This is a genomic window from uncultured Maribacter sp. (genome assembly GCF_963975365.1).
Classification (GTDB): Bacteria; Bacteroidota; Bacteroidia; order Flavobacteriales; family Flavobacteriaceae; genus Maribacter.
This window is the reverse complement of the sequence record NZ_CAXBGF010000003.1, coordinates 189,419-214,407: the sequence shown is the minus strand read 5'-3', so window position 1 is coordinate 214,407 and position 24,989 is coordinate 189,419. Positions and strand designations below refer to the sequence as shown.

23 protein-coding genes are annotated in these 24,989 nt (G+C 36.7%); 6 read left to right on the top strand and 17 right to left on the bottom strand.

The window, feature by feature from the left end:
• Positions 1 to 4: 4 nt before the first annotated feature.
• The 9 genes from AACZ49_RS05685 to AACZ49_RS05645 all read right to left on the bottom strand — a co-directional run bounded on the left by AACZ49_RS05685 (position 5) and on the right by AACZ49_RS05645 (position 6,865).
• On the bottom strand, positions 5 to 622 hold the full coding sequence (locus AACZ49_RS05685) for a hypothetical protein (RefSeq protein ID WP_339652546.1): 618 nt from the start codon (positions 620 to 622) through the stop codon (positions 5 to 7).
• 46 nt (positions 623 to 668) lie between these two features.
• Positions 669 to 1,580 (bottom strand): hypothetical protein, encoded by a 912-nt coding sequence (locus AACZ49_RS05680; protein WP_339652545.1) that lies wholly within the window; start codon positions 1,578 to 1,580, stop codon positions 669 to 671.
• 9 nt (positions 1,581 to 1,589) lie between these two features.
• The gene (locus AACZ49_RS05675; RefSeq protein WP_339652544.1) at positions 1,590 to 2,207 is read right to left on the bottom strand and encodes a hypothetical protein; all 618 of its coding nucleotides are present in this window, start codon (positions 2,205 to 2,207) and stop codon (positions 1,590 to 1,592) included.
• Between the two features lie 3 nt (positions 2,208 to 2,210).
• Complete coding sequence (locus AACZ49_RS05670; protein WP_339652543.1) at positions 2,211 to 4,751, bottom strand: TraG family conjugative transposon ATPase; 2,541 nt, start codon at positions 4,749 to 4,751, stop codon at positions 2,211 to 2,213.
• Entirely contained in the window at positions 4,736 to 5,086 is a 351-nt protein-coding gene (locus AACZ49_RS05665; protein WP_339652542.1) for a DUF4133 domain-containing protein, read from the bottom strand. Before AACZ49_RS05665 ends, AACZ49_RS05670 begins: the two co-directional genes overlap by 16 nt.
• A complete protein-coding gene (locus AACZ49_RS05660) occupies positions 5,073 to 5,387 on the bottom strand; it encodes a hypothetical protein (protein ID WP_339652540.1) in 315 nt (104 codons plus the stop codon). Before AACZ49_RS05660 ends, AACZ49_RS05665 begins: the two co-directional genes overlap by 14 nt.
• Positions 5,365 to 5,595, bottom strand: coding sequence for a hypothetical protein (locus AACZ49_RS05655; protein WP_339652538.1), 231 nt, complete (start codon positions 5,593 to 5,595; stop codon positions 5,365 to 5,367). The genes AACZ49_RS05660 and AACZ49_RS05655 overlap by 23 nt, the downstream gene beginning before the upstream one ends.
• A gap of 128 nt (positions 5,596 to 5,723) precedes the next feature.
• Positions 5,724 to 6,170, bottom strand: coding sequence for a hypothetical protein (locus AACZ49_RS05650; protein WP_339652537.1), 447 nt, complete (start codon positions 6,168 to 6,170; stop codon positions 5,724 to 5,726).
• A gap of 11 nt (positions 6,171 to 6,181) precedes the next feature.
• Positions 6,182 to 6,865: a ParA family protein gene (locus AACZ49_RS05645; protein WP_339652535.1), complete on the bottom strand. Its 684-nt coding sequence runs from the start codon at positions 6,863 to 6,865 to the stop codon at positions 6,182 to 6,184.
• A 1,055-nt stretch (positions 6,866 to 7,920) separates the two neighbouring features.
• Between AACZ49_RS05645 and AACZ49_RS05640 the strand changes: the two genes are divergently transcribed.
• From AACZ49_RS05640 to AACZ49_RS05630, 3 genes are all read left to right on the top strand, one after another.
• Entirely contained in the window at positions 7,921 to 8,307 is a 387-nt protein-coding gene (locus AACZ49_RS05640; RefSeq protein WP_339652534.1) for a hypothetical protein, read from the top strand.
• Between the two features lies 1 nt (position 8,308).
• Positions 8,309 to 10,609 (top strand): relaxase/mobilization nuclease domain-containing protein, encoded by a 2,301-nt coding sequence (locus AACZ49_RS05635; RefSeq protein ID WP_339652533.1) that lies wholly within the window; start codon positions 8,309 to 8,311, stop codon positions 10,607 to 10,609.
• Positions 10,610 to 10,944: 335 nt separating this feature from the next.
• Entirely contained in the window at positions 10,945 to 13,362 is a 2,418-nt protein-coding gene (locus AACZ49_RS05630) for a S8 family peptidase (RefSeq protein ID WP_339652532.1), read from the top strand.
• On the opposite strand, the gene AACZ49_RS05625 is transcribed toward AACZ49_RS05630, so the two are convergent.
• From AACZ49_RS05625 to AACZ49_RS05590, 8 genes are all read right to left on the bottom strand, one after another.
• On the bottom strand, positions 13,363 to 14,379 hold the full coding sequence (locus AACZ49_RS05625; RefSeq protein WP_339652531.1) for an AAA family ATPase: 1,017 nt from the start codon (positions 14,377 to 14,379) through the stop codon (positions 13,363 to 13,365).
• A 341-nt stretch (positions 14,380 to 14,720) separates the two neighbouring features.
• Positions 14,721 to 15,215, bottom strand: coding sequence for an ORF6N domain-containing protein (locus AACZ49_RS05620; RefSeq protein WP_339652529.1), 495 nt, complete (start codon positions 15,213 to 15,215; stop codon positions 14,721 to 14,723).
• 65 nt (positions 15,216 to 15,280) lie between these two features.
• Complete coding sequence (locus tag AACZ49_RS05615) at positions 15,281 to 15,658, bottom strand: hypothetical protein (protein WP_339652527.1); 378 nt, start codon at positions 15,656 to 15,658, stop codon at positions 15,281 to 15,283.
• Positions 15,659 to 15,699: 41 nt separating this feature from the next.
• Positions 15,700 to 18,240, bottom strand: a complete 2,541-nt coding sequence (locus tag AACZ49_RS05610; protein ID WP_339652526.1) for a type IV secretory system conjugative DNA transfer family protein — start codon at positions 18,238 to 18,240, stop codon at positions 15,700 to 15,702.
• A gap of 35 nt (positions 18,241 to 18,275) precedes the next feature.
• On the bottom strand, positions 18,276 to 18,533 hold the full coding sequence (locus AACZ49_RS05605) for a hypothetical protein (RefSeq protein ID WP_339652523.1): 258 nt from the start codon (positions 18,531 to 18,533) through the stop codon (positions 18,276 to 18,278).
• Positions 18,530 to 20,095, bottom strand: coding sequence for a hypothetical protein (locus AACZ49_RS05600; RefSeq protein WP_339652522.1), 1,566 nt, complete (start codon positions 20,093 to 20,095; stop codon positions 18,530 to 18,532). Before AACZ49_RS05600 ends, AACZ49_RS05605 begins: the two co-directional genes overlap by 4 nt.
• Before the next feature lie 67 nt (positions 20,096 to 20,162).
• Entirely contained in the window at positions 20,163 to 20,993 is an 831-nt protein-coding gene (locus AACZ49_RS05595; protein ID WP_339652520.1) for a hypothetical protein, read from the bottom strand.
• A 141-nt stretch (positions 20,994 to 21,134) separates the two neighbouring features.
• Entirely contained in the window at positions 21,135 to 22,361 is a 1,227-nt protein-coding gene (locus tag AACZ49_RS05590; protein WP_339652519.1) for a hypothetical protein, read from the bottom strand.
• Between the two features lie 60 nt (positions 22,362 to 22,421).
• Between AACZ49_RS05590 and AACZ49_RS05585 the strand changes: the two genes are divergently transcribed.
• Genes AACZ49_RS05585 through AACZ49_RS05575 form a run of 3 tightly spaced genes read left to right on the top strand, consistent with a single transcriptional unit; the run spans position 22,422 to position 24,968 of the window.
• Positions 22,422 to 23,258, top strand: a complete 837-nt coding sequence (locus AACZ49_RS05585) for a M23 family metallopeptidase (RefSeq protein WP_339652517.1) — start codon at positions 22,422 to 22,424, stop codon at positions 23,256 to 23,258.
• Positions 23,248 to 24,522 carry a hypothetical protein gene (locus tag AACZ49_RS05580; protein WP_339652515.1) on the top strand — a complete coding sequence of 425 codons (1,275 nt, stop codon included), beginning with the start codon at positions 23,248 to 23,250 and terminating at the stop codon, positions 24,520 to 24,522. The genes AACZ49_RS05585 and AACZ49_RS05580 overlap by 11 nt, the downstream gene beginning before the upstream one ends.
• Positions 24,523 to 24,533: 11 nt before the next feature.
• Positions 24,534 to 24,968, top strand: a complete 435-nt coding sequence (locus AACZ49_RS05575; RefSeq protein WP_339652513.1) for a hypothetical protein — start codon at positions 24,534 to 24,536, stop codon at positions 24,966 to 24,968.
• The last annotated feature ends 21 nt before the right edge of the window (positions 24,969 to 24,989 follow it).

Genomic DNA, 24,989 nt, shown 5'->3' with positions numbered 1-24,989 from the left:
GGTTTTATAAGTCCTCATTATTTAAAACATCGAACCTGACAATTTTTAAGCCGTTTAGGTTATTCGGGGTCGATTTGGTCTCTTCTAAATATCCATTGGTAATCAGGGTTCGATATTCTGCATTACCGTTTTTTAAAATCCGTTGTTTACCTACAAATCGAAACGGAAACGGGTAGCGAGAATAGTCCACGAAAATCGAATCCTTTTCAACCTCGATGGAATAGCCACTTTTGGCTATATCCTCGTAATAGTTCTGATCGATCAATCGATTGTAAAGGCGTTGTATCGAATGACCTCCCATATAAAGCGCCTTGCCTTCGATGTTCCTTTTGATATGGCGCAAATCGGGTTCCAAGGCAAAGAATAGTTCATGGAAATTTGAAATATGCCCTTCACATAAAATATCTACCGCTCGCTTTTGGTCCGTGATTCTGACCACGGCTAACTTTTGGCCTTTGTCGAGTAGATAAAATTTGTTCTTGGCACTTTCGTTCGTTCTGTAGGTATAAAAGATATTTAGGGATGTTAATACGAACGTAAGAAATAAAGATACATACAGAACTTTGTAGCTATTGCTACGAATCTTGCTTAAATCGTTGAAAATCTTATAATTATCGTCCATCTGTATTTTCGTATTCGTTAAAAATCCATTATTATCGGTAAGTGGATTATTGTATCATTGTTCTTACTCCCTTTGTAGCCCCTCCCGTTTTTGCATCTACAGCAGTTTGTGCCGCTTTTTTAGCGTAATGTTTAGTCCTGTCCTTCAACTGGCTCGCACTTACGTTCATTCCTTGCACTATAAAATTTGATAATGTCGGGGCTTTCAGGTATACAAAAACGTTCATTATCATAAGTAGCGCACTAGTAAATACAAGACCTAAATTAGCCTCTCCTTCATATAGCAATGTTCGAATCAGATTATCCAGTATGTTCAACATAAAATTGTCAATGAGATATAGCATAGGTATCCATAGGCATACACTCATAAACTTTTGTAACCAAGCTTTCCACATGCCAGAGAATGCGGGTATAAAGGACAATCCTATATTCAATGGTCCAAATATGATCAGAACAAAAAGGTATATGACCGACATCGCTTTGATGCCAACAAAAACTACAGCGGATATAAAGGAAGCAATCGAAGTTGCTGCGGAGGTCATAAACCCTAGAGCAATTGAAGCAAGCCCCTCTGCATCGATGGCCAATAGGCTCCATGTACCATCTTCAGATTCCAGGGCCTGCATCTGCGCTACAAAAATTTTCATTTGGAGTACATCCCAAGAGATATCGTTCGCCTTGAACGTGTTTCCAATGGTTTGATAAAACTCGAAAATAGTCAAGGTAACAACCTTGTAATTTAATAGTAAGATAGCCAAGGGTACCCAACGTAGATAAGCGAACACATCCGCTCTTTTATCTTCATTAAGAAATATGCCTAACGCCATAAGTGCAACACCGATATAAGCTAATTGTTGACCAATGCCTATGATAGGGTCCACCACTTCAAATGCATCGATAATATATTGGTCAAATAGTTCGTTGACTGTTTCCCTTATTCCTTTATCCGTGACTTGCATGGCTGTCTTTTAATCTTTATTCATGTTGATTAGCGTACGACTTGACTTTCGAAAAGCGTTGGTTTGTGATAATTTGTTGTTATATGCAATCAAGTTATCTAAAATGTTTTCTAGTTTAATGTTGATTCCATTGACTTTTTTCAACCGTTCTTCTGGTTGAATGATGGCTTTTGTCTTTAGGATATCATTACATTGTTTGAACAAATCCTTGGTTTCAAGAATTGCGTTTGACGCATAACCTAGAAACTCCTGTATTTCTTTGCGATCTAAATATTCCATTTCTTGCACAGTTTGTTTGGAAGTTCGGTATGCATCCAAGATTTTTGATTTCAGATCCATTGTCATGCTTACATCGGTAGATTTGGTTACATACTCGGGTGCCTGTTTTTTTGCCTCTAGTTCTTCTTTCAATATTTTTCTGGATTTTGAAGTATCATTGTTGTTTTTCTCCATCAGGTTGATTAAGCGGCCAAGGTTTTTGTTTACCGCTTTTAGCTGTATGTTGATGCTTGTCAATTGACTGTTTACCATACCGACGCTTGCATTGGTTGCAACATCTGTTACCGGAATTTGAGCGGTCAAGGTTATGGTTGTGAATAGGCTTACCAGTAGTAGTGTTCGTTTCATATCTTAGTTTTTTGGAGTATTCTCAAAAGCATATGCCTTTGCCGTTAACTCCCAGTTATTATGATTTCTATGATGTAATCGATTGATTTTAGCACTTTCAGTCGGATTCGTTTCGTAGATACATTTTTCTTCCAAAGACGTCTCTACGCCATAGACCTTTACCTTATCCATCCAACAAATTGCGACCTCGCGAAATTTTTTATCCTTCGGAATATCTTTGTTCAAAGACAAGATTAGCTGCTTTTGTTTTTCTCCTAATCCCATGATGGATTGTATTTTGTCAAAGGATTGAGCGAAGTCACGCATGTCAAGGAATACCTTAATATGAGAATTGACGACAATGGCATTTTTAATGATTTCAGAAGAAATAAAATCATCTACCTTTTGCGAAATGAAAATTGGTTGACCACCCAGCTTTCGAGCCATTCTTGATTGACTATTGAAATAGTGTACTAGTTCTGGGCGTTCAAGTGCCTTCCAAGCTTCATCGACGGCCAATATCTTATTAATAGATAGTTTAGACGGGTCATGCATCTTTTTATTGAAGATGTCCATAATCATTAAAGCAGTAATAGGAAACAACAGTTCGTTGTCTATCAGTTTGCCCAATTTGAAGTATACGAGCTTTTCATTGCTTAGGCTAGTAATTCTATCGTCTTCTTTGTTCAATAGGTTTCCCCTTGAGCCCTCGGCATGATATTTTTCTAAAAGGAAAAGGAAAACGTTAGCATCGAATTGCTTTTTTGGAACCTCCTTTGTTTTTAAAAAATCTGTTAAGTGATTTTTGCAATATTTAAAAAAGGTATTGAATTTAAGAACCGGCCTATCAACTAACCACATCGACTCATAGTAGCCAGTAACTAAAAGTTCAAGAACCGTATTGGTTACCTCGGAATCATTGTTATTGCTTTTGTCCCCTGAAATCAACTTCAACAAAGTGATGAGATATAGTAACTTACCCTCACTCAATTTTTTTTCATGGGTTGCACTTTCGACTACATCATGTTCGTCTAAAAGAAAAGGGTTGAACGTAAATGGTCGTTCATCATCATGCTGTAGAATGACTCCGCCAAATACTTCGGTCAGTTTATCATAAGAGTTGCCATCCTCCATGATAATGGCCTCTCCACCTTGCCTTAATTCGGAGGCAAAATAGTGGTTCGCCAAATAGGATTTTCCACCGCCCGACCCGGAAGCGACCAACATACCGCGATTAAATATCCAGTCTTTTTTTTCTGGTTCCCTATACATACTGACGGAAAGTGGGCGACCTGAAATTCGGTCAACTAATCGTATCCCATGAATCGCTTTGGAAGAATCTTGGTAACCTCCCTCAAAGTAGAGTAGGGCAGCGGCCATGTCGCTGGGCATGGGCATATACATATCCGAAGAGATTCCGATAGCATTGCCAGGAACTCCAGCGAAAAATAAGTTTTTACGATCTATAGTATTCTGTTTTACATTGATTTTCAATTTTTTGAATGCGGCGGAAATGTCGTTTTCCATTTGCTTTTGTTTGTTTCGCTCATCCTGAAAACCAAATACGTTTAAGTGATAAAAGACCGTTTCTTTGTGATTTTCAAGAACATCTTTGGTGTAATCGTGGATTTGATCGGCATATATGGAGTTGCTATCATCTTTTTTTCCGGAGCTAAACCGCTCAAAGCTTTTCGCTTTTTTTTGCAAACTCTTTAGGGCTTTTTCTTGGTCTGGAACGTAGATGTACTGATTGATAATGTGTTCATGGGGAACTGTAAAGCCCAATGAAAAAAGATTACCGATTGGGAATCGATTGTGACGGGTCGTGAACTTACCATACAACTCGTGGGTTCCAATATGACCTTTGGTAAATTGATCTAAGTTTTCTAGGGTAAAAAACTGGCCTTGCTTACTTCCTATTTGGATGGTGTTGTTTCCAAAATCAACATCCGCTAAATTGGTATCTGTATCGCTTAGACCGAAGTATTTGGCATATAAACCATTAGGTGAGAATAGCTCCTTGTAATTCAAAATAGTTGATTTGAGAAGTCCAGTCGAATTGATCAGGTTGTTGACACTTTGCACCTGACTTTCGAAATTTTTTAAAATGTTGCCATCTAGATAATCTTTCGGAACCGTTTGTGAAAGATAGAAGTCACGTGTTTTTCCCAAAAACGAATTTGCCCGTTTGGAACTATATTTCATATAATTTTTGGGGACAATACTTATGTACAGATAGTGGGTTCCCCTTAAATACGGACGACCTTCAAAATAATGCTCATTCGCCCTTTCCAACATATCTCCTTGCAACCTTTCTGTTATGGGGGTATAGTTTTCCTGTAGAAAAAAGTCCTGCCGATGTAAAAGTCTATTCGGACCAAGAACGTTTATGATGTTGAAAAAGAGTTCTTGTAGTATTTCATATTCCCTCGCATCCAAAGTAAAAACCTCCGGTAATTGCAATTGCAATGGAATGGTAACGCAACCTTTTTCCTTTGCAATTAGGGATTGCCTTTCATATCCATAAATAGGGAACGCATCCCAAAGAGCTACCTGTTTTTCCATACCAATAGATTTTGAAATGAATTGGCGACCTTGATGGAATCCGGCTTAGCGGCATCCGCTAACTTTTTGACAAAGCCATTGGCACCGTAGGTTCTTGAGTAGAACAAGAGTATTAGAAATACAATAGCGATTGCTACAATAATAGCTATCAACGCCATTAGCATCGGAATAAAAGTGGATAGAACAAGACCCAGCAGAATTGCTCCTATGCCGAGGTAAAGGCAATACATAATGTACTTTGCCTTGAGACCTCTATATAGGACATCCTTTTGTAGCCCTTTCTTAATAGGGATATGATAATTCTCCATGATGTGAGGAAATTTAGATGTTAGCAATTTCCTCGCCTATGGCGATCAATGCAAAAAAGATAGCGATACCGATAATTGCCTTGCCCAATTTATTAGCCAAGTCAGTCTGTTGATCTCTAATGTAGAGATAGGCCAAGCCTGTAATGGCAATGGCCACTCCAGCAATTATCTTGATAATGTCGACGATTTCCCTAGAAAGACTTTTTGAATCGTTCTTGAAATCTTGCGCTTCTTGGAGCAATTGTTCGAATTGGCCATAAGAGCATATGGGAATGCTGACCAGTAGTAAAAATAGGAGAAGTACTTCAGGTTTCGGAATCTGGCCCATTTTTCTCGGCCGTATCCTCGTTGCGGATAACTTTGAGTTTTTCATGCTTTTTGCGAGTTAAGGAATTTGAATCTTCCTGTAATGAACCCTCTTTAAAAGCTTCCAAAAGTTTTGAAGTATCTTCCACTTCAGTTATTTGGTTGAGTACAGCTCCTAAATCAGTTTGTTCATTATCGGAATTATATACAAATTTATTATTTAAATGCAAATAAGCAAGTTTTTTTGATTTTTTTTTCGTTTTTGATTTTTTCTTGAATTTGAGAACCCACATGATATACCCATAATATAGTAGGGCCAAACCAATCAATATGTACCAATAGATGCTCAATTCTTCTTTTATTTAGATTCTAAAAAAGCGATTAGTTTTTCATAGTTCTTATCCGTGAAATCTGTTAAGACCTTACGTATTAGATCGTTTCTTGATGTTTTAACGCCCATTTTATAGGAAATGCCCATAGCCAGTTTTTCATACATGGTTACACAATCTTCATTCATTGTCATAAAAAAGGATTCTTTTTTATTCTTCAGCGTATCCATGTACAATAGCATGTCCAATTTGTTCAAGGTACTACGGTTGGTCTTCGACAACGGTTCATGATTTAATTGTCCCCTGTCATCCATCTTATCCATCAAGACTTCTTTTCTAACGTTTTTTGCTTCAGATTGTTGTTTTCCATCCAATCGCTCGCGTTTGAGGTTTTCGAGAGTGTTTGCCGTATTCTGATTTTTATCTGCCATTTTTTGGATCAATTCCATTGTCGTTACTTTTTTCTGTATTGCCATAAGACTTGTCTTTATTGGTTAGATACTTGTTCTACTTCCTCGAAAAACCGTTTAAGTTCCATTTGGCCACCTTCTTTATTTTCTGGAATGGGGTAGAGGGTATTTCGGTATTGTTCCTTGTAAATCGTTCTGTCCCTAACCACACTATGCATCATGGGGATGTTCGCTTTTTCGAATTGCTCTCGCAATAACGAGAACTTGTTTTTTCTAACGAGTTTATATTTGTTAAAGAAAAGATTGACGCTTTTTAGTACTCGCTCCTCATTGTCCAGAAAGTTGTTCTTTAATGTAAAGTAAAAATTAGATGTGCTGTCGATTTCCAGTTCGTCATGCCCAAAAGGAATAAACACATGCTCAACATACAAGAGGCCTTTGACCATTTCTACATTAAGGCTTCCTGGCAGGTCTAGAATAATGTAATCAACAAGACCGTAGTACCTCAAAATAGTATCTTGAATAGATTCCGCAGTTACCCTCTCGATGGGATAGGGGCTCATCTCGCTTATTGTCGAAGCATCCAACAGACTAAGTTCCCGTTGCCTCTTTTTGTATATGGAGTATTGTGGATTATCTGCATCTAGAAGCAACACTTTTTTACTATTGGCATAGTGCAGGTTGGATGCCAAAATTACGTTCAAGGTTGTTTTTCCCACACCTCCTTTTTCACCTACGATACTAATAATCTTTGTTTCCATTTTATGTAATGATTTTAGTTTAATAGCTATGAATGATAATAGCAAACTATGTTGCTGTAAAACCATAAATATTTCATTATTGTTGAATACATGTATAGTCAAATAGTTGAATATAAGCCTATGATTATATGAGCATATTTACCTATACTAATATTTAAATATATGAATATAATTAGTTAATAAACAAGTGTTTATGAAATAATTTTTGCTTGTTGACCATATTGATTCACATGAAAACAAATGGGTACAATGCATGGTTTAATATGGTCTAATGCGTTTCACTTTTCCTGTAACTATTTTGAATTCAAATGAAATACTGAGGTGGATGAAATTGTAATATTCAGCTTACACCTGAGTAGTTCATTTTCCTTTCGTAGAACCAAAAGAAAATCGACGTTTAAGTCCCTCTCGGAAAATATTAGTATTGAAAAAGGTTTGGTTGTGTGTAGCCTAGTCTCTGCGGAAGTCAAGGAAGCCTATCGGCTCCCATGACATCCTCGAAACCGCACAAAAGCACATGGAGCGGAAGGGCTCCATAAGCTTTTTTCGCCGACGCGCAGGTCAATAGTTCATTGAATTGTCTCGGTATTGAGAAATGATATAGCGAATTACTTTCCGTAATGGTTGATTCCAGTCTCTGCGGAAGTCAAGGAAGCCTATCGGCTCCCATGACATCCTCGAAACCGCACAAAAGCACATGGGGCGAAAAACCCCATGAACTTTTCCTGCCAACGCCCACGTCAAATACCTGGTATGATGTCTAAGTGGATGGTTATGTATTTGATAGATTCCATATCAGTAAATCTGATTTAGAAATTAGGATGAACTAATAAGGATTATGTTTTCCAAACGGCAACCATAGAATAAAAATAGTACACTATCCACACTAGATAAACCATATAGCTTAATGAGGTAATCATATAAGTAAATTTAATGCCGAAATATTTCTGTATATTTATATTCGAAGAATATAGCGAGTTATGTTTTAAGCAGCTTAAAACTTACTACTTCTTACGAAGTGAAAAGGACAATATGTCCATAAAATTGATACCATAGTGGCACAGAATAAGGGAGGAAGAAAGCGTCTTGGAGATAGGAAAAGAGAGCACCGGATTATGCTGCGTTTCAACAATGAAGAATTGGAAAAAGTCAAAACTATTCTGCAATCATATAACCTTGATTTTAAAAAAAGAGGAACAGTAGGCCCATTTTTGAGACGGTTTATTTTAAATAAAGAAGCCGAAAAGGAGGATAAACTACCAGATGGTTTCTCAAATTTAGTCTATCAAATCAACAAAATCGGGAACAATATTAATCAATTGACAAAAGTGGCACAGTACAAAAACATGAGGTCTCCATCGGCAAAACTGCAAAGTGAGGTGGAAAAATCAAATGAGCTATTACTCCAAGTCATGCAATTATTGATTCAAAAAAAGCCATAATATGATTGCCCGAATCTTATACCGAGAAACCGTACAAGGAGTACTAAATTATGTTTTTGGAAAAGAGAATAGGATGATTTTAGGCTTTCAAAATACCTATTCAGAGTTCGATACGGATACTCGGCTGTTCGGCAATATATTATATGGTTTGGGACAGCGCAAAAAGTCTCCTAAACGGTACGCGCATATCACATTGAACCTGCCCCATGGCGAGCATCTGGAAAATACTAAGTTCTATGAGGTGGCGAAAGAATATATGGAACAAATGGGTTATGGAGAGCAGCCTTATGTTGTAGTGAGGCATGATGACACTAAACATGAACACATACATATTGTCTCCACAACTATAATGGACGATGGGAGTAGTATCAATCTTTCCCATGATTACAGGCGTAACGTCGCCACACAAAAATATCTTGAAAAGACGTACGAGCTTTCCCCATCTCCAGAAACACGATCGGAGCGGCAATTACCCATACATCGATTGCCTGAATTACAGTTTAGTACCGACGATGGCAATGGCAATCGATTTTACCTTCAGGAGGTATTGAACAGCACTTTTCAGAAATACAACATACGTAGCATCGATGAACTGAAAATACTTCTAGAACCCTATCACATTGTCATAAAGCAATCCATTAACGAAAATGGTAGGGTAGGAGTAGCGTATGGACTGAACAATCAAAAACAGTACAAAACACGTTTTATAGATGGGTATCAAGTGCATCCGAAACTGAGTGGACCCAAAATCAAAGCTGTTTTTGAGCGTAATAGAAAGTCGAAGCTCCTTCCGATGCACAAAAAACGTTTGGAGAAACAACTGTCAACGACCATGAAACTGTTTGAAAGTATTCGTTACGAGGATTTGCCGGATATTCTAAAAACATATCAAAATATCGACTGCGAGCTTCAGTATGACCGAAAGCAAAGACCTATTGGTTTAACTCTTTATGATAAGTCAGGATATGTTTTTAACCAGGCTGAAATAGGCCTTGGAATGGATTTTACGAACCATCCAAAGTTATCGGATACACATGAAAGCCAAACCTATATCAACTCGCTGAGCGACCAATATATGCTTGAAGTAAGAAAATTGATAAAAAATGCCTTTATCGAATCCTATTTAGCATCCGACAAAAGAAACCATTTGTTATCTGAATTTGTAAGGACCAAGAATTTGAAGGATTTGCTACCCCATATCGCAAATTCAAAGTCCTATACCTTTTTAAACTTTTATTCTGGCAAAAATGGCAGCCAAGCGCTACTGAAGACGCTGCGACAGGAATTTGACGGAGCACGGAACAAATTAGCTGTTTCGCAGTCAAAACAAGAAATCAAAGCTTTAGAAGAAAAAGTGACGCTATTTAACAAAGTGATGGAAATATCGGCGTTTGAAACCATGAATGATTCAAATATTCCCTTCCACTTACTTCAAAGTCTAGGACTTAAATACGCAAACGGAGGGCTATCTTTTATAAATTCCAATGCCCATTCGGTTTCTATGGCCATGCAAAAACTTCTGATTCCAAAGACAAGCAATTCCTATATTTCCACAGGTTTCATTAGCCAAAATGATAAAGTATTGGAAATGCTTACACAGGTAAATCAAAGTAAATCCAACGATTTAAAGGCAACTTCTTTTTTCCTTCCAATGATGTTTCCTGAACTATATGATAGCATGAAGCCTGAACACAGGGTAAGATTTGAGGAACTTAGCCTTAAAGCGTATCATCAAAAGGCAGAACAGTTTCATATGCCCTACGAAAAGTCTCCGGCGGATTATATAAAACTTTTCAATGCAAAGGGATTCTATTTCGAACGAAAAGAGAATGCCATTCATATTGGCTCGATATATTCTAAGAGTAGAATTACCATTCCGTTGGCACAAAAAATACAGTCGTACTTGTATTCAGTTAAAAACCTGGACTCTCTATTGACGCAACAAAACAAGATTATTGGAGAAATTCAAAAAAGTGCGCAAGGACAATTAAAGAACCTATGGGTCACTCATTTGATGGAGTTGAAACTATACGCTAAGGCGGCCTATATGATGGTTTATGAAGGGGTACATCCAAATCTGCATGACGAAGTTATGGAACATCTTCTGGATGAAGGATTACGAGATAAAATTCTGGAAGTTTCCAATCAAAAAGTTAATAGAGAACTGGCGGCTGTACTAAGAAAAAGCGCATATGCTTTTAGTTCTATAATGGGAGGTAAGGATTATGTGGAAGAAGAAGCTTTTAATGGGTTTAAGGACGAGTTGACTGATTTTTCGAAGTATAGGGGTGTTTTCATGTAGGTAATAACATTTTAGTCTGTTTACTGTTCGGATTTGTTGATAAAGCGAAGTATTAGGAGTTTCACTTTTTGTAAATTTTTGCCTTAACAAGTTTCCTCATAAAGGTTGATGTGAAACTTTTAATGGGAGCAAGCGACAATAGAGAAGTTTAATGTGTCTGAAATGAGGTTTTACTACAAATTCTAATCCTATTGCCGTTTGTCGTAATTGATTACTTGTTAAAAAACAGTATATTTAATTTCTCCATTTTATCTCTTATTTTTTGATAATTACTATTAGAATAACCACCATAAGTTTAAACTATCTTGCAGATTTGCTCGATAATTTTGTAGAAAATGAATAACAAACACGTATATCTCAATAATAAAAAAAATCAACAAAATAGTTTTAACCGTAAGAGAGGATTTTCTCCAGAAGCAATTGAAGAAAGTCCCGAAGAGCCTACTATAAAACAATTTCAGGTCACCAATCTCCGAAATTATTATACTTCCTTTATTCAAACGTATGAGAGGAGATATAATAGAAGAACCATTGAATTTCCCGCGTATATTGATTTAATTGAGATTCGGTTTTTCCCAATTTTTAATAAAGACTTAAAAAATAAATTCTTTCAGAAATATGGTCTATTACCAGTCTCTTATAGTGATTTCAACCGAACAGTTGTTTTTGAGGTAGTTGACAAAAGCTTATTTGATTTTTTCAAAGCGGATATAGAATTTATAATTAGCCTAGATGAGGATGTGCCTTATTCAGGAGAAGAACATAACCTAATCGCTACAATTTACAAGTTTCGTTTTATTGATAAAAGAGCTAGAACTAATGAAGAGAAGGATATAATTCTTTCCGTCATTCAATCTGTATCAATAGAAATTGCAAATCTTCAAAAAGAAAGATTAAAGCAATTTCTTAGTGAAGCCAATTTGTCGTTTTCAACCAACAATAGTGAAGATCTTTTTTATCTAAATCACGCGAGTAACGATATAGTAAATAATATTGAACAAAATTTTGACATAATAGAAAGCATAAGTAGCTCCAGGGCACTAAATGTTAGACCTGGAATGTTGGGTACCCTCAGAATGGAACATGGTTTTGAAGTAGAAGTACCAGAAAACCTTCCTACTGTCGGAATTATTGATACTGGGGTGAATACAATAGAACCTTTTAACAATTTGATTGTGGAGGGAGGTATCAACATAACGGGAGAAACTAATGCAGATCATTCTGGTCATGGTACGTTGGTTGCGGGTTTAGCCATTTTTGGACAAGATTTACCTTCTTCGGTTGAAAATTCTTATGTAGCTAAGTGCAAAGTTTTAGCTATAAAAGTACTCCATAACAATAATGGCGGAATTAATTTCCCAATGCTACTACAGGCAATAAGAACCGCAAATCAAGATAAAGGCGTTCGTATATTCAATATGTCATTAGTATTTTATCCTAAAAAATATAACGAGGCTTTTTCAGAGTTTGCATATGAACTTGATCGACTTTCCCACGAACTTGGTGTTTTGATTTTTATATCGGTAGGTAATTTTGATTCTACATCATTAACGGAATTATTGACGACAAATTTTCATAATGATCACGGCTATCCCGAATTCTATTATAAATTGGATACCACATCTCCTGTTCATAATTGTGAAAATACAAACATCAGTACTCCTTCAGAATCACTAAATAATGTATCTATTGGAGCGTTAGCAGGTAATATAGAAGAAAGTGACAATTCGGACCTTACCCCTGCCAATATTTATCCTGCATATTATACGCGTAAGTTTCATTTTGATTATGAACAAAAGTTAAATACAACAGATTTTAAGCAAAATCAAAAGAACAAAAATTTAAACAAGCCTGATTTAGTGTTTGATGGAGGAGACCTTTTAAATGAGGAATCTGGTATTGAAATTATAGCGAGTCCTGCCGACAACTATTTTAGAAGAGCATCAGGTACAAGTCTTTCCGCTCCTTTAATTACTTCAATAGCAGCAGAAATAGAGGGAATGTATCCTGATTTAAATGTTCAATCAATAAAAGCCTTGTTAATTAACAGAGCCAGTTATTATAAGGCTAAGCAACTACCACTTTTTCAAAATAGTGGTGAGTTATTGCGGAAACTTATTGGTTTTGGCGTACCGAATAGAAATCAATCATTGGTTTCTGATAATAAATCAATCACGATGGTGGTTGAAGATAAAATAAAACTGCTTGAGATTGCTTCTATCCCAATTTTCTTACCAGAATATCTAAAAACTGCTGAGAACAAATTAATCTTCAGAATATCAATTGCCTATAGTTCCTATACTGATAAAGGAAATCATTTGGGCTATTTACCATTGCACATGTCTTTTAATTTGATGAAAAACCTTTCCATAAAAGATATTGCCACAAAAAATGCAGAAGAAATCGTTGCGAAAAAAGGATTTTCATGGAGTGAAGATCATTTTGGAAAGGAAAATATTCTTTTTTCAAATGCCCAAAGTAAGGAATACAGGCTTCAACCCAACGACATCAATTCTTTAAATGGACAAATGGCTGTGGCTATTCGTTGCTTATCAAAAGAGAACATAAGTGAAAATTTGAAACATTACCTAGAAAATAATGAACACGCATTTTCTTTAGTAATACACATAAGAGAGGAACAGAAAAATCATACCGAAAATAATCTGTATAATGAAATGCTTGCTATCAATGATTTAACCCTAATAGGTGAAGCAGAAACAGATGCTAATTTAGATTTGGAGGTGGAAAATTAATTACTTTTTTAATGCTTTTTTTTCAAGATTAATTAATTCAGACCAAACGGAAACGTCAATTTTATGTCCTAATTTTTTATCATCTAACTGCTTGAAGAGTGTGCGTTTAATAGCATTAACTAAAGTTTTCTGAATGCTGTAATAGCTTAGGGTTTCACATTGTTTGATAATCTTATTTAAGGAAGTCTTCGAAGGTATTGAGAAATTACCTTTTTTAAGTGTCAAATGAATCAATTCTTCAATTTGAGATTTATTAGGTAATGAAAACTCCAGATTCACATCAAAACGTCTAAGCAGAGCTTCATCTATCATGTTTTCTTGATTAGTTGCTGCTATAACTATGGACGATTGAGGTAAATAGTCAAAAAGTTGAAGAATTGTATTCACAACTCGTTTCATCTCACCATGATCTTGATTATAGTCTCTTATTTTACCTAAAGAATCAAATTCATCAATAAATATGATACTATCTTCCATTGCCGCTTTCTTAAAGATTTTCGTAAGATTCTTACTAGTTTCTCCAAGTTTAGAGGACACTATTGCTCCTAAATTAACAACATACATTGGTTTATTTAATTCCCCAGCAATAACGTATGACGCTAAAGTCTTGCCACAACCCGAAGGACCATGTAATAAGAGTTTATTAGAAACAGGTAATTCAAACTTCTGTAAAAGTTCAATGGAATTATTTTCTTTGATAAAGTAAATTAGTTCATTTTTTACTTCAGAATCAATAACTAAGTTTTCTAATTTATAATCAGATTTTAGCTTGTCAATAAAAAGGTCATTGATTTCTCTTTCATTTTGCTGATTAAAATAGTGATCAGAACCTACTTTAGTTAAGTTACCGCTATTTCGATTAGATTCCTTTAACAAAGATTGTAACTGAAGAGCAAGGTTGATTTTTTTACTCTCTTTGTAAAATTCGATGAATTCATTCAAAGATTTAAGTAAGCTTTCACGATCGTTTTCTAAACCATACCGCGCAATTTTCTTTATGTGATCGATTTGTCCCACTAATAATTTAAATATACGACAAAATTAAACGAAAGATATCAATATGTATTTCAATTTCAAGATTATAATTCTAGGTTGAACCAATAAAAAATCTGAATAGTAAATTATAAAGCAAGAAATGGATCTAAGAGAGTTTGGACTGAACAATAGACAAAGAATGGCACTATAATTTATCGAGATAGTTTAAACTAGTTATTTAAACTTTAAATTATTCAAGGTAACCTCCTTAAAAAAAACACGTTTTGTAAGTAGCTCAAAATCAATCAGAATAATCATATTTATGAAGAATATTTTAGATAAAAACAAAAGGGTGTTAACACTATGGGTTAAAAACTCGACTATTAATATCCAATTCGTTTCCTAGGCTCATTCTCCTTCACGATAAGTCCCTTTATCGCATCAAAAACAACTTTGAATTGTTGGTCGTATTTCCGTTCCATGGAGAGTATTTGCTTTTCCAGCTCCTTGTTAGATTCTAAGAGCTTTCGCAATTGTACAAAGGTCCGCATGATGGCAATATTGACATCGAGGGCTTTTTTACTCGTTAATACACTAGAGAGCATTGCAACACCTTGTTCGGTAAAGGCCATGGGTACTGCGCCACCAAATATACTTTTGTTGGGTATCACATTTTGTGATACCATCTCTTCTATTTCATTTGGCGTAAGTTCGAACATAAAATCTTTGGGGAACCGATCAAGGTTTCGTTTCACCTGCTGTTTTAAAGAACGTGTTTCCACCTCATAAAGTTTTGCAAGATGAAAATCCAGAATTACTTTATGGCCTCTAAAGTATTGTATGGTATTGGCGATGATTTCAGGTACAACTTTCGTCATGTCTTTCTTTTTTAGGGGTATCACATTTTGTGATACCCTTTGAATGCGATGGTCGGTCTACAGTTTTAAATCTTCTTTTTGAACTCCATCAAAGCATTGACAATGACAGATTCGAGATCTTTATATTCTTCTTGTACATCGGTTTGATACACTACGTTCTCGCCGATATTGTGCTTGGGAATGAACTCGTTGTCGGGCGACAATATCCACATGGGGTTATAGCCCAAGGTATAGTAGTACAAAACCAATTTTATGGTCGTCAGCGACACGGTTCCCCGTTCTACGTTGGCAAGGGTGTTGTAATCCATGTCAAAACGGTCTGAAATGGTTTTTCTTGAAAATTCACTTGTACGTTTGTTGCCGGTGTCCTTTTCAATAAGTTCGTCACGTATAATACGTAGTCGATCTCCGATGTAATCAAAGTCCTCGACAGAGGCTCTCATAATTTCGTCTATGTCTTTCATATATTTTAAGTTTAATCTTTTTAATCTTCTAGCATTTCAATGGGATAGCTGGAGAACAAATCTTCCGAATCGTTAAAGGTATTCCCGCCGTATACCGCGGCCACATCTTTAGATGCAACAGCAACTTTCTCAAAAGTAGGGATTTCATGTACCTTACGGAATGCGTCGGCCAATTCCCTGCTGGTACGTTTGTTATAGTCTTTCATAAACTGGTTAGCGATAGCCTGGTCTTTCTCCAATGATGCACCAATTTCATCCCCCATTTTGTCCTTATCAAATACCGCCAGTTTCGGTTGTTTTCCAGTACAAGCCACGTATTCTTCTTGAACCAGTTCATCAATATCCTTGATAACCTTTAAAAAATTGGCATCCAAAATCGCATCAATTTCTTTGTTTACGAACATGCGGTCTACCAAACCTGCAATAAAAGTTGCAAGTAGTTCATTACAGACAATATTGGCATTCGTTAATTCTTCTATTTTTTGTAGATGGTTAAAGAGTTTCATTTCCTTACCTAAAGTAATAAACTGCATTCGGTGGATAGGATTTTTATAATGTTCGGCAGAAAACACTTTTAAATAGCTATTATAAAAGCCCAGATAGTCCGTTTGGTCAAAGTCAAGTTTGCCAATGATTTCAAAGAAATTAAGGGTCTTCATCAACCTTAATTTACTTTCGACTAATTCTTTATGGTCCTTACTTTTAAAATGTGTGTGTGCCGGAATATCATACTTCCCTTGAATTTTCTTCGATTCCATATTTGGCCTTATCAAGCCGAAACATAATTTCTGTGGTATAGGGTGCTCAAAAGTATCCGCGACAATACCACCGAAATGACCGGTCGACATACTGGTAATCTTGCTCTTGGGAAGAAGCTCGGAAAGTATTGTGCTAAAATTTACAGTAGTATCATTGTTGGAAATAGTCTTTGTCTTTTTCTCTTGATGGATGCGGCCAAATATCTCGTTGACCCGTTTGGCAGTTTCCCCTTTTGCGGCACCGCTAAAAACATTGGAACAATTATCGAAAATGACCTCGGCCAACTCCCTGCCATAGTCGGCTATCAATTGGGTTATACTTTGAATACCCAAAATCGTTGCCACATAATGTGATCGTCCGGTATCGATGATTTTACGAAGCCCCATGATAAATACGGTGGGTAGTTCATCAAGAATCAATCCCAACGGTCTACCGCCAGGTTTATTCACGACTTGTAGAATTTTATTGATATACAAACCAATGGGGGCTGCATAGACTTCTGAACGGTCTGGATTATTCTGTATACAAAGTATTTTTGGCCTCTTTGGATTGTTCAAATCCAATCGAAAATCATTACCGGTCATAATATAATAGATTTCTTTGTTGGCCAACATCGAAAGCGATATCTGGGCACTTGCGGTCTGACCTGCCAATTGTTGGCCCGCATTTCTTTCCATAGCATCTTTAAAAGGAATCATAAGGCTACGTACTTCCACTTCCTGCATCATGATTTCCAATAGGTATTCGATATTGACTGTAGATAGGGTTATTACATGGGGTAGGGTACAAATATTCTTGCCAAGAGCCTCCGACTTTTTTTTGAGGTACCAAATAAGCCCGGACACAAAACTAATGGCACTCTTTGAGAAAAAATCACTCTTTTTTATCCAGTCCTTATTCAAATTTTTCATGATGATTGTTGCGGCATCGGCAGCGTCTGTCTGGTTCGTCATCAAATAGGGGTCTATTGGATTACAGCGATGCGATTTTTCGATATTGTCGAAGCTGATGGTATAGAAGTCGGGCATTTCCGAGATTTCCTCAGATTTCGACTTTTCCAATGTTTCCTTTTTTCGTCGCCAGTAGTTATAGGCGATTTTACTGAGGGTATCGAACTTGAAGTCATAGATTAGAAGGGTAAATCGCTTTTCTATGAACTGTTCTATAATTTCCTCTATCAATGCGAAAGACTTTCCACTTCCTGGCGTTCCAATAATCAACAAAGCCCTGAAAAGATTGACAAAATTAATCCAGCCTTTTCTTATTTTGCCTTTATATCTGTACTCATAAGCTATGTTGACGGAATATTCGGTATCGACCCGTTTCTCCGTTTGCTTAAATGTTTCGTTCTCATCGTTAAAAGGATCATCCTCGGCCAAATTACCAAAGTTCATCACTTGAAAAAGATGTACCGCACCGGAAACTGCGAATAGAAAACCGATACTGTATAGAGCGACCGAAGACCAGATTAGGCCAATATGGGCAGAGGTAATATATCCAGACACCAATAGTAAAAGACATCCCAAGCCAAAGTATAGCAGTCCACCCGATAACGATTTACCTTCTTTTTTTCTTGGGTTGTAAAGTAGTACTGCCCCTAAAATGCACATCAGTAATAATCCTCTGCTTTTAAGTGGATGCTGTAGGAGTTCAAACCGTATCAAAAACCGGTAGACGATAGCCGATAGTTCAGAATTCCATTTTTGACCATGTAGGAGAGGATAATAGGTCGTAAAACCTATAACCGCGAAAAATGCCACCGAGAGTAGCATGGCCGAAAATGCCAAATTCTTGTCCTTCATGATAAAACCTTGGAATTATGAAATGAAGTGATGAATTAGTTGAACATCCGTTCCTTCCATTGTTCGATAAGCGTGGAAGATGCAATCGAAAATGAGGTCTCGTTTTCTCGAATATAATCGATGGTCTGGTCCATCAACAAGCCAGCTTGTTCATTGATGAAACGGGCATAGGTGTCCGCCTTTTGCAAACGGTGTTTTAAAAGTTGGTCGTTTTCTACGATAAGTTCGTCCAAAAGGGAAACGTAGTATTGATTGTCCTTTAATTCTTCGGATAATGGTTCCATGATTTTCATAAAGTATGGGTTTGTAAGTTAACGTTTTTGCTGTTCTTTTCTAATGTAATATTTTCTTTCGCACCATTTTCGGGTGTGATTTTCTTAAAATGAAATGCAATGGCGGAATAAGGAATGGCATAGGTATACCTTAGCCCGAAATCACATTCGACCCCTTTCTCGTTTATGGTTTTAATTATGCCTTGATTGCTTGTTCCCTCGGGCCCTTTGATGGTGTTTATTTCGATTTTGTCCCCTACGGTCAGCTTGTTCTGGAAAACCTTTTCCATTTTTAGATATTTGATTTTTTTGGATTCCCGAAGGTCATCGTTCCAGTCCTTTCCTAGTGATTTATGCATGCTGGTTTTAAATGGCAGATATAGTGCATTGACTGTTTTTATTAGGGTATGGAACACACTACCTTTTTGCTCGATATGCTTCGCATCGATGGTTTCTTTCAATGGAAATTCCAAAAGGAACTTATCAGAAAATACGATACATTTGACTATACCTAAAATAGGGTCGTCTCTTTTCATATCGGATGTCAAACCTTTATGTATTAAATCCTTATGTTTAGATATACGGTGTCTGACTCCCTCTGTATAATGTATATGTAAATTTACTATATCCATTCTGATGGAACTTTCAATATAAACGTTCTTATTATAGTGGTTGATGACCGCTGTAAATACCTTCAAATCGAATTCATGTCCAGAAGTATCATTATCCATAATAGAAACCAAATCAACTGTTTTGGTTTTTAAATAAGGTTTGATAAGCTGTACAAAAAATTGCAATTTTTCTCTATATACATTCCCTCCGAAGGAAATATAAAAGTTATTCGATTTTCCGTGAAGCTCGTGATAGGAGAGGAGGTCAGCGCCACTTTCACCAAAGATTATTCGAGTTGGATTTGCTATTGGCTTTGAGTAAAAAAGGAACCGGTCTTTTTGGTTCAGTACCAGTCGAAACTTTTTGATTTTGTTGTCGGCTTTCCCGCGATATGGCTTGTTATAGAGAATATAGTTTTTGGGATTGTTTTCCAAATCGTACTTCGGAAAAGCAATATTGGCAATTTTGCCTCCATTATCCCTTATGTGATAAGCGTTAAAAATGCGACCTTTGAATAATTGGTTGTTTATCGTTTCATTTGAGATTTGTCTGTCCTTTCGTAAATAGGTTGCATTGCGCAACGGAACGATATTGTAATTTTCTTCTAAGGATATTGCCGACCGTTTTGATTTTTCAGTTTTCAAATCGATAGTTTTAATCTCATGCTTTTGGTTAATGGTTTCTAAACCGTTTTGTACCGCGATATAAAAATTTGGACTTCGTTGCAAGAGATACTTGAAAAATAATCCTTTGTCAAGGGAATCGTTTCGATTGAAATAGGTAAAAGGGCTTCTTGATGTCTGTAACACAATCTGGTCTTCATCGTTTTGGAACTCCATTGATCCTGCACTCTGCTTTATCAAGACATACCCATTTTGATGTAGGTATATGGGAAAATTCGCCCCTTCATTGATTTTAGCAATTAATTGTTTGTAGTGCTCAGGATTATCTTTGTAGTTCGGACTTGACATCGGAAGATTTTAAAATGGCCGACATGACGAGGATGCCGGCCACTAAATTGAGTTAGTAAAATTGGAATTAGAGGCTCATGGCATTATTAGGCTGTCTCTTTTTTTTTTCGCCGACAACAGCCATGTGCTCTTTTTTATCTACTTCCTGAGCCTTTGCTTTTTCCAATGATTTGGTAATAAAGCGTTCGGCACGAGGACTGTAAGTTACCATGTAGGTAACAGGTCCTTTCTTGGTCTTCTCAATAGTAATCTTGGTTTCGATACCATTGTTAATGGAAGTAGCCTGTTCTTGGGTCAATTTTTGCCCGTAGAGATAAGTATTGGAGGTTAAAGCCGATTTCGTCCTGATATCGTTCACTTTCGGCTCATAATAGGCCAACTTCGGGAACTTTTCTCCACTCAACGATGTGCCCGTGAACACAACCGTCTTACCTTCCTTGACCATGGTGTCGTATTCCTCCTTGGTAAATTGATGCTGGTAGGCTTCGGCATTTTCCAATTTAACAGGTTCGTTGCGCTTGATTTGCACATCTAGCCTAGATCCTGAAGTAGAACTATAGACCATCTGAATCATTTTAACACTTTCCTTAATGACTCCATCTTTCGGGTAGGCCGATTGATGCAGGTATTCTTCGCCTTTGACGATAGCATCTTGAACATTCTCAGAAAGTTTGTCAAAACTGATATAAGCTCCTTCAAGACGCTCTTTGGCTTCGCCCATTGCGAAACGTTGCGCCGGGAATTTCTGCTTTTCAAGATACTTACTGCCCTTTTCGATTTCAAAGGTCAGGTTATCCGGTGTCTTAACCTTATAGGTAGTGTCGTTGACTGCGACCGCGTCGCCTTTCTGCCATACTTGGTTGAGTTTTACGTAAACTTTTTCTACTTGTTTTTCCATTTTTGAGTGATTTAAATTGTTAAGGAATTTGAATTTAATTACATTTGAATAACGAGCATTTCGTGAGTGATCTGCTTGTTAAGGAAATTTGAAGGAAAGAGGACCGGAGGGTCCTTTTTCCATTTTAGAACTTCTCAGTTCTTATAATGCGATTCTATATTCTTTTAAATGCACCTCCTTCCCTTTCTTGATTTGATTTTTAGTCGTCGCCCATTCCGAATACCAATTATCGGTGGTAGGCTTTAATATCTCTATCGTCTTGTTCAAGTAGTTCTTGTAATATGACCAGACTACCAACTTTATAGCATTTGTTTCCAATGGCAATCGAACTTTGATATTTTCTCCATCCTTGGATACTAGGACACTATATTTATTGACCATATTTTGATCGATTATTTTGTTGTACTTCAAAAAGCTTTTGGCCAATTCTTGATTGAACCGCTTTGTATGGTCATAAAATTTGGAAAAGGACTTTTCTTCTCCAACGGGGAACCGCAACAACATATCCCTATCTGTCAGGCTCAACTTAAAATCGAAACCCTGGATATAGGATATGAAATGGAGGTCGCGCAAGTACCCCTCGATTTTTTTATCGCCCGTAAAACTCAAGTGGAGCTTATCTACTTTGGTCAATCGCTGAATCTGAAAAAGGATATCCGTTGTTTGGGAATTGATATCACCTAGAGCTAAATAAACCACGTTTTTTAATTGGAATTTGGTATGAAAAGCCAATGCTTCTTTTGGGTCCTTGAAAAGGAACAATCCTTCAATGGATTTAGGGATATTGGAATACCAAAGGGAATGTTTTATTGCTGATTCCTCATAGGGCAGTACCGTTTTGGTCGTATCTGTAAAATAACCGCAGACTTCATTTTGAATATTGAACAAAGGGAACAGCGGTTGGTCGTCTTTACCCTGAAATACACGCTCGGCAAAAGGGGTGGAAGTTGCTACACCAGTATATAACTCTTCAGGATTATCTCGAAAAGGAGAACTATAGGATAAGAAGTGATTAAATTCCGTTCCAACCTTTTCAAGCCCATCAAAACTTGAACTATTCGTCATCAGGCCCTTGGCTTCTAGCACTTCGCTATAATACCTATCGACCTTGCCCCAAACCAATTCTTTATCAACACCTTCGATTTTCGATACATGTTCGATAATCAGATTCGATGCCGATAACTTCTCCTGCGGACGTTGTACTTTATAATATAGAAATCCATCAGCGGTATGGATGATTACAAAATAAGAGCCAGCACCTTTATAGATTAAATGTGTCCGTTTCTCGGTAATACATTTATATCCCCAATGCTCCATGAGGTTGGGAATATGAATATTGTGGTCTTCTGTTAGCCAGTTTCTATGCATTTTCTAAATTAATTGCTTATTTGTAAATAAATAATATATTTGTAAATATATAACAAAAGTATGATAATTTTTGAAACGACCAACTTTTTACTAAAAAAAATACGATTCGATGCGAAACGATATCTACAAAGTTTTGGACGGAAACAACTGGCGTATGTGCTGTTCTTAGCCGTCCTGTTATTATACTATCTCTTCGGTCACGTTTTGGAATATTCAGATAAAAGACTTCCCGAAACTACAGTCGTCATGGAACAGTACGGGCAGCGTTTGGAAATGAATTTAAGTTCAAAACAAACCGATACCATAGTGGTACTGAAAGAAAGAGAACATTTGTTAACGGCCATTGAAGAGCGTATTGTAGCCTATCTCTATCAGATGCCTGATTACTCATACATGACTTCTTTGGAGGTCTATTTAAAGTACAGGCCAGAGCTTTTGCAACAGTTTCCATCCGCAGTACCCTTGGAGAAAGGAGATTATGTTTTGTCTAGTCAGTATGGTATACGCACCCATCCGATTTCTTTAAAAACTAAAAAACATTTTGGTATTGATTTGGCCGCTCCATTGGGCAAAACAGTTTATGCTACGGCCTCCGGAATTGTATCCGAGGTCATCTATTCAAGCAATGGCTATGGCAATCACATTATTATTAAGCACCGCTTTGGTTTTGAAAGTTTGTACGGTCACTTAAATAAAATATTGGTCAGAAAAGGTCAAAAAATACAACAGCACGAACTCATTGCGACGGTTGGAAATTCAGGAAACTCTACTGGCTACCACTTGCATTATGAAACAGTAAAAAACGAATCTAAAATAGACCCCATTCCTTCACTTAACCTTAAAAGAAACGTTTATGCGGAGTTAATAGAGCAAAACAATAACAATCATGGAGAATAATAAAACCAAGGGTTGGCAAAAAGCTATGCTTACTTTTAAAAGAATCTACTATTCCCTAAATAATTATAGGGTCATGAACAAGAATCCCGATTTTAAAGAATTCGGATTGCTCGAATACGGGAAGGTAGTACCAGAAGATATACAAGACCTGAAAAGACTTACCTATGTAAAACGTTTGGAAATGGCTCGAAAAGGTCAAATCAGCAAAGAACTTACAAGCCGTTTGAAGTATTTGAAGGAGAAGGAACACTTTGTTAGTAATGACCACAAAATAGTTCCTGTTGGCATAGTAAAGGTCATGGAAGGAGAAAACAATTTGACCGAAGTGCAATTTGGCTATGATATAGAAAATAAAACTTTCTATATGGCTTCGAACAGTCATGAAAATATTCCATTATGGAAACTTTATGACCATGAAAGAGTACAAAAGCATTTTGCTTACCAACACCCCCAATCGGGAAAGGAACTTCGCTTGGAACATATGTTTCTTGAAAAAGAGATACACCAAACTCCCAAAAAAGATTGGGAAAAAATAAGTGAATTCTATAACGAAGTTGTTCAGCAATCCTTCCAAAGCAACACCTATTTTAAAAATAGCATTTTAATACCTGATGAGGGATTAATGACTAAGCCCGCCGCATATATGAACCGGCAATTTCATCTTAGGCTATCCGATGATAATGCTACTATAATGACCTTGACGGAAGCTACAGACCGTTATTTTGTGTTTCAATCATATCTAAGAAGTGCACCCAATCCGGAATCACTTTATTTCGACAAACAAGAGTTCAAGGAACGTTTTTTGGATAGTGCCATTACCGTACTAGCCAACTTAAAACATGACTTGTGTTTAGGAGTTCAAAATGGTGTGCTTCAAATAGGAAAGTATGAGAAGGGCCATGGTAAAGCGAAATTGCGATGGGATAGTTTTACCAATCGCATAGCATCCAAATCAATTTCTCGCATTGAAACATTCTACGTGTCTACTGAAGTAATTGGCAAAAAGAACTTTTTTGAAGAAAAGAGTGCCATTGTACTGCAATCGAATGGCAAAGAGGCCTGTCTAAAAAAACACTACGGAACTGGGCAATGGTATTTCTCTGAAGTTCAAGATAACCAAAAAGAAGATAAATTTAAACCGATTGACGTTACGGTACTACAATATATCAACAGTACCTATTCACAAAGCAAAAACTTCCAGCTTGCGGTTGCAGAGGTTCATAAAAATAACGATGCAGAGAGTGTGCAAATTAGACCATCTTAAGATAGAAGATTATGGAAAAGAGCAATAGATTCCAAAAAGCAATGGAAACCAAGGATTTCGTGTATTACATGGATTACAGCGAATGCGATGATAACGGAAGTGTCAAAATGTACAGTAGGTCCGCGGGCGTGTTAATTTCCGACAACTATTTTGCGAATAGGGATATGTACGAAAACCTGCTGTATTTTAAATATGAATGGATATGCAAGACATTACTTTATGCAAGGAAATGCATCGTCGAAGAACATAAAATAAGTCTGGCCAAGAAATACTTTTTAGATAATAGACCCCAACACCAAGCTTTTCTGGATTGGTCGAAAAATGCGAATCTGAAATTTAATAAGGCCCTGCGACAAGATTTAGGTTTTACACTTGCCAAAGGAGAATTACAGCTCATAAGAACCCAATTAATAAACAATACTAAAACCAATGGATTGAATATGTAAATAAGAACACGACACTTTCCT

Coding starts and splice junctions, on each gene's coding strand:
- AACZ49_RS05685 (WP_339652546.1), bottom strand. CDS start 622: ATGGACGATAATTATAAGATTTTCAACGATTTAAGCAAGATTCGTAGC.
- AACZ49_RS05680 (WP_339652545.1), bottom strand. CDS start 1,580: ATGCAAGTCACGGATAAAGGAATAAGGGAAACAGTCAACGAACTATTT.
- AACZ49_RS05675 (WP_339652544.1), bottom strand. CDS start 2,207: ATGAAACGAACACTACTACTGGTAAGCCTATTCACAACCATAACCTTG.
- AACZ49_RS05670 (WP_339652543.1), bottom strand. CDS start 4,751: ATGGAAAAACAGGTAGCTCTTTGGGATGCGTTCCCTATTTATGGATAT.
- AACZ49_RS05660 (WP_339652540.1), bottom strand. CDS start 5,387: ATGGGCCAGATTCCGAAACCTGAAGTACTTCTCCTATTTTTACTACTG.
- AACZ49_RS05650 (WP_339652537.1), bottom strand. CDS start 6,170: ATGGCAATACAGAAAAAAGTAACGACAATGGAATTGATCCAAAAAATG.
- AACZ49_RS05645 (WP_339652535.1), bottom strand. CDS start 6,865: ATGGAAACAAAGATTATTAGTATCGTAGGTGAAAAAGGAGGTGTGGGA.
- AACZ49_RS05635 (WP_339652533.1), top strand. CDS start 8,309: ATGATTGCCCGAATCTTATACCGAGAAACCGTACAAGGAGTACTAAAT.
- AACZ49_RS05630 (WP_339652532.1), top strand. CDS start 10,945: ATGAATAACAAACACGTATATCTCAATAATAAAAAAAATCAACAAAAT.
- AACZ49_RS05620 (WP_339652529.1), bottom strand. CDS start 15,215: ATGACGAAAGTTGTACCTGAAATCATCGCCAATACCATACAATACTTT.
- AACZ49_RS05615 (WP_339652527.1), bottom strand. CDS start 15,658: ATGAGAGCCTCTGTCGAGGACTTTGATTACATCGGAGATCGACTACGT.
- AACZ49_RS05610 (WP_339652526.1), bottom strand. CDS start 18,240: ATGAAGGACAAGAATTTGGCATTTTCGGCCATGCTACTCTCGGTGGCA.
- AACZ49_RS05605 (WP_339652523.1), bottom strand. CDS start 18,533: ATGAAAATCATGGAACCATTATCCGAAGAATTAAAGGACAATCAATAC.
- AACZ49_RS05600 (WP_339652522.1), bottom strand. CDS start 20,095: ATGTCAAGTCCGAACTACAAAGATAATCCTGAGCACTACAAACAATTA.
- AACZ49_RS05595 (WP_339652520.1), bottom strand. CDS start 20,993: ATGGAAAAACAAGTAGAAAAAGTTTACGTAAAACTCAACCAAGTATGG.
- AACZ49_RS05590 (WP_339652519.1), bottom strand. CDS start 22,361: ATGCATAGAAACTGGCTAACAGAAGACCACAATATTCATATTCCCAAC.
- AACZ49_RS05585 (WP_339652517.1), top strand. CDS start 22,422: ATGATAATTTTTGAAACGACCAACTTTTTACTAAAAAAAATACGATTC.
- AACZ49_RS05580 (WP_339652515.1), top strand. CDS start 23,248: ATGGAGAATAATAAAACCAAGGGTTGGCAAAAAGCTATGCTTACTTTT.
- AACZ49_RS05575 (WP_339652513.1), top strand. CDS start 24,534: ATGGAAAAGAGCAATAGATTCCAAAAAGCAATGGAAACCAAGGATTTC.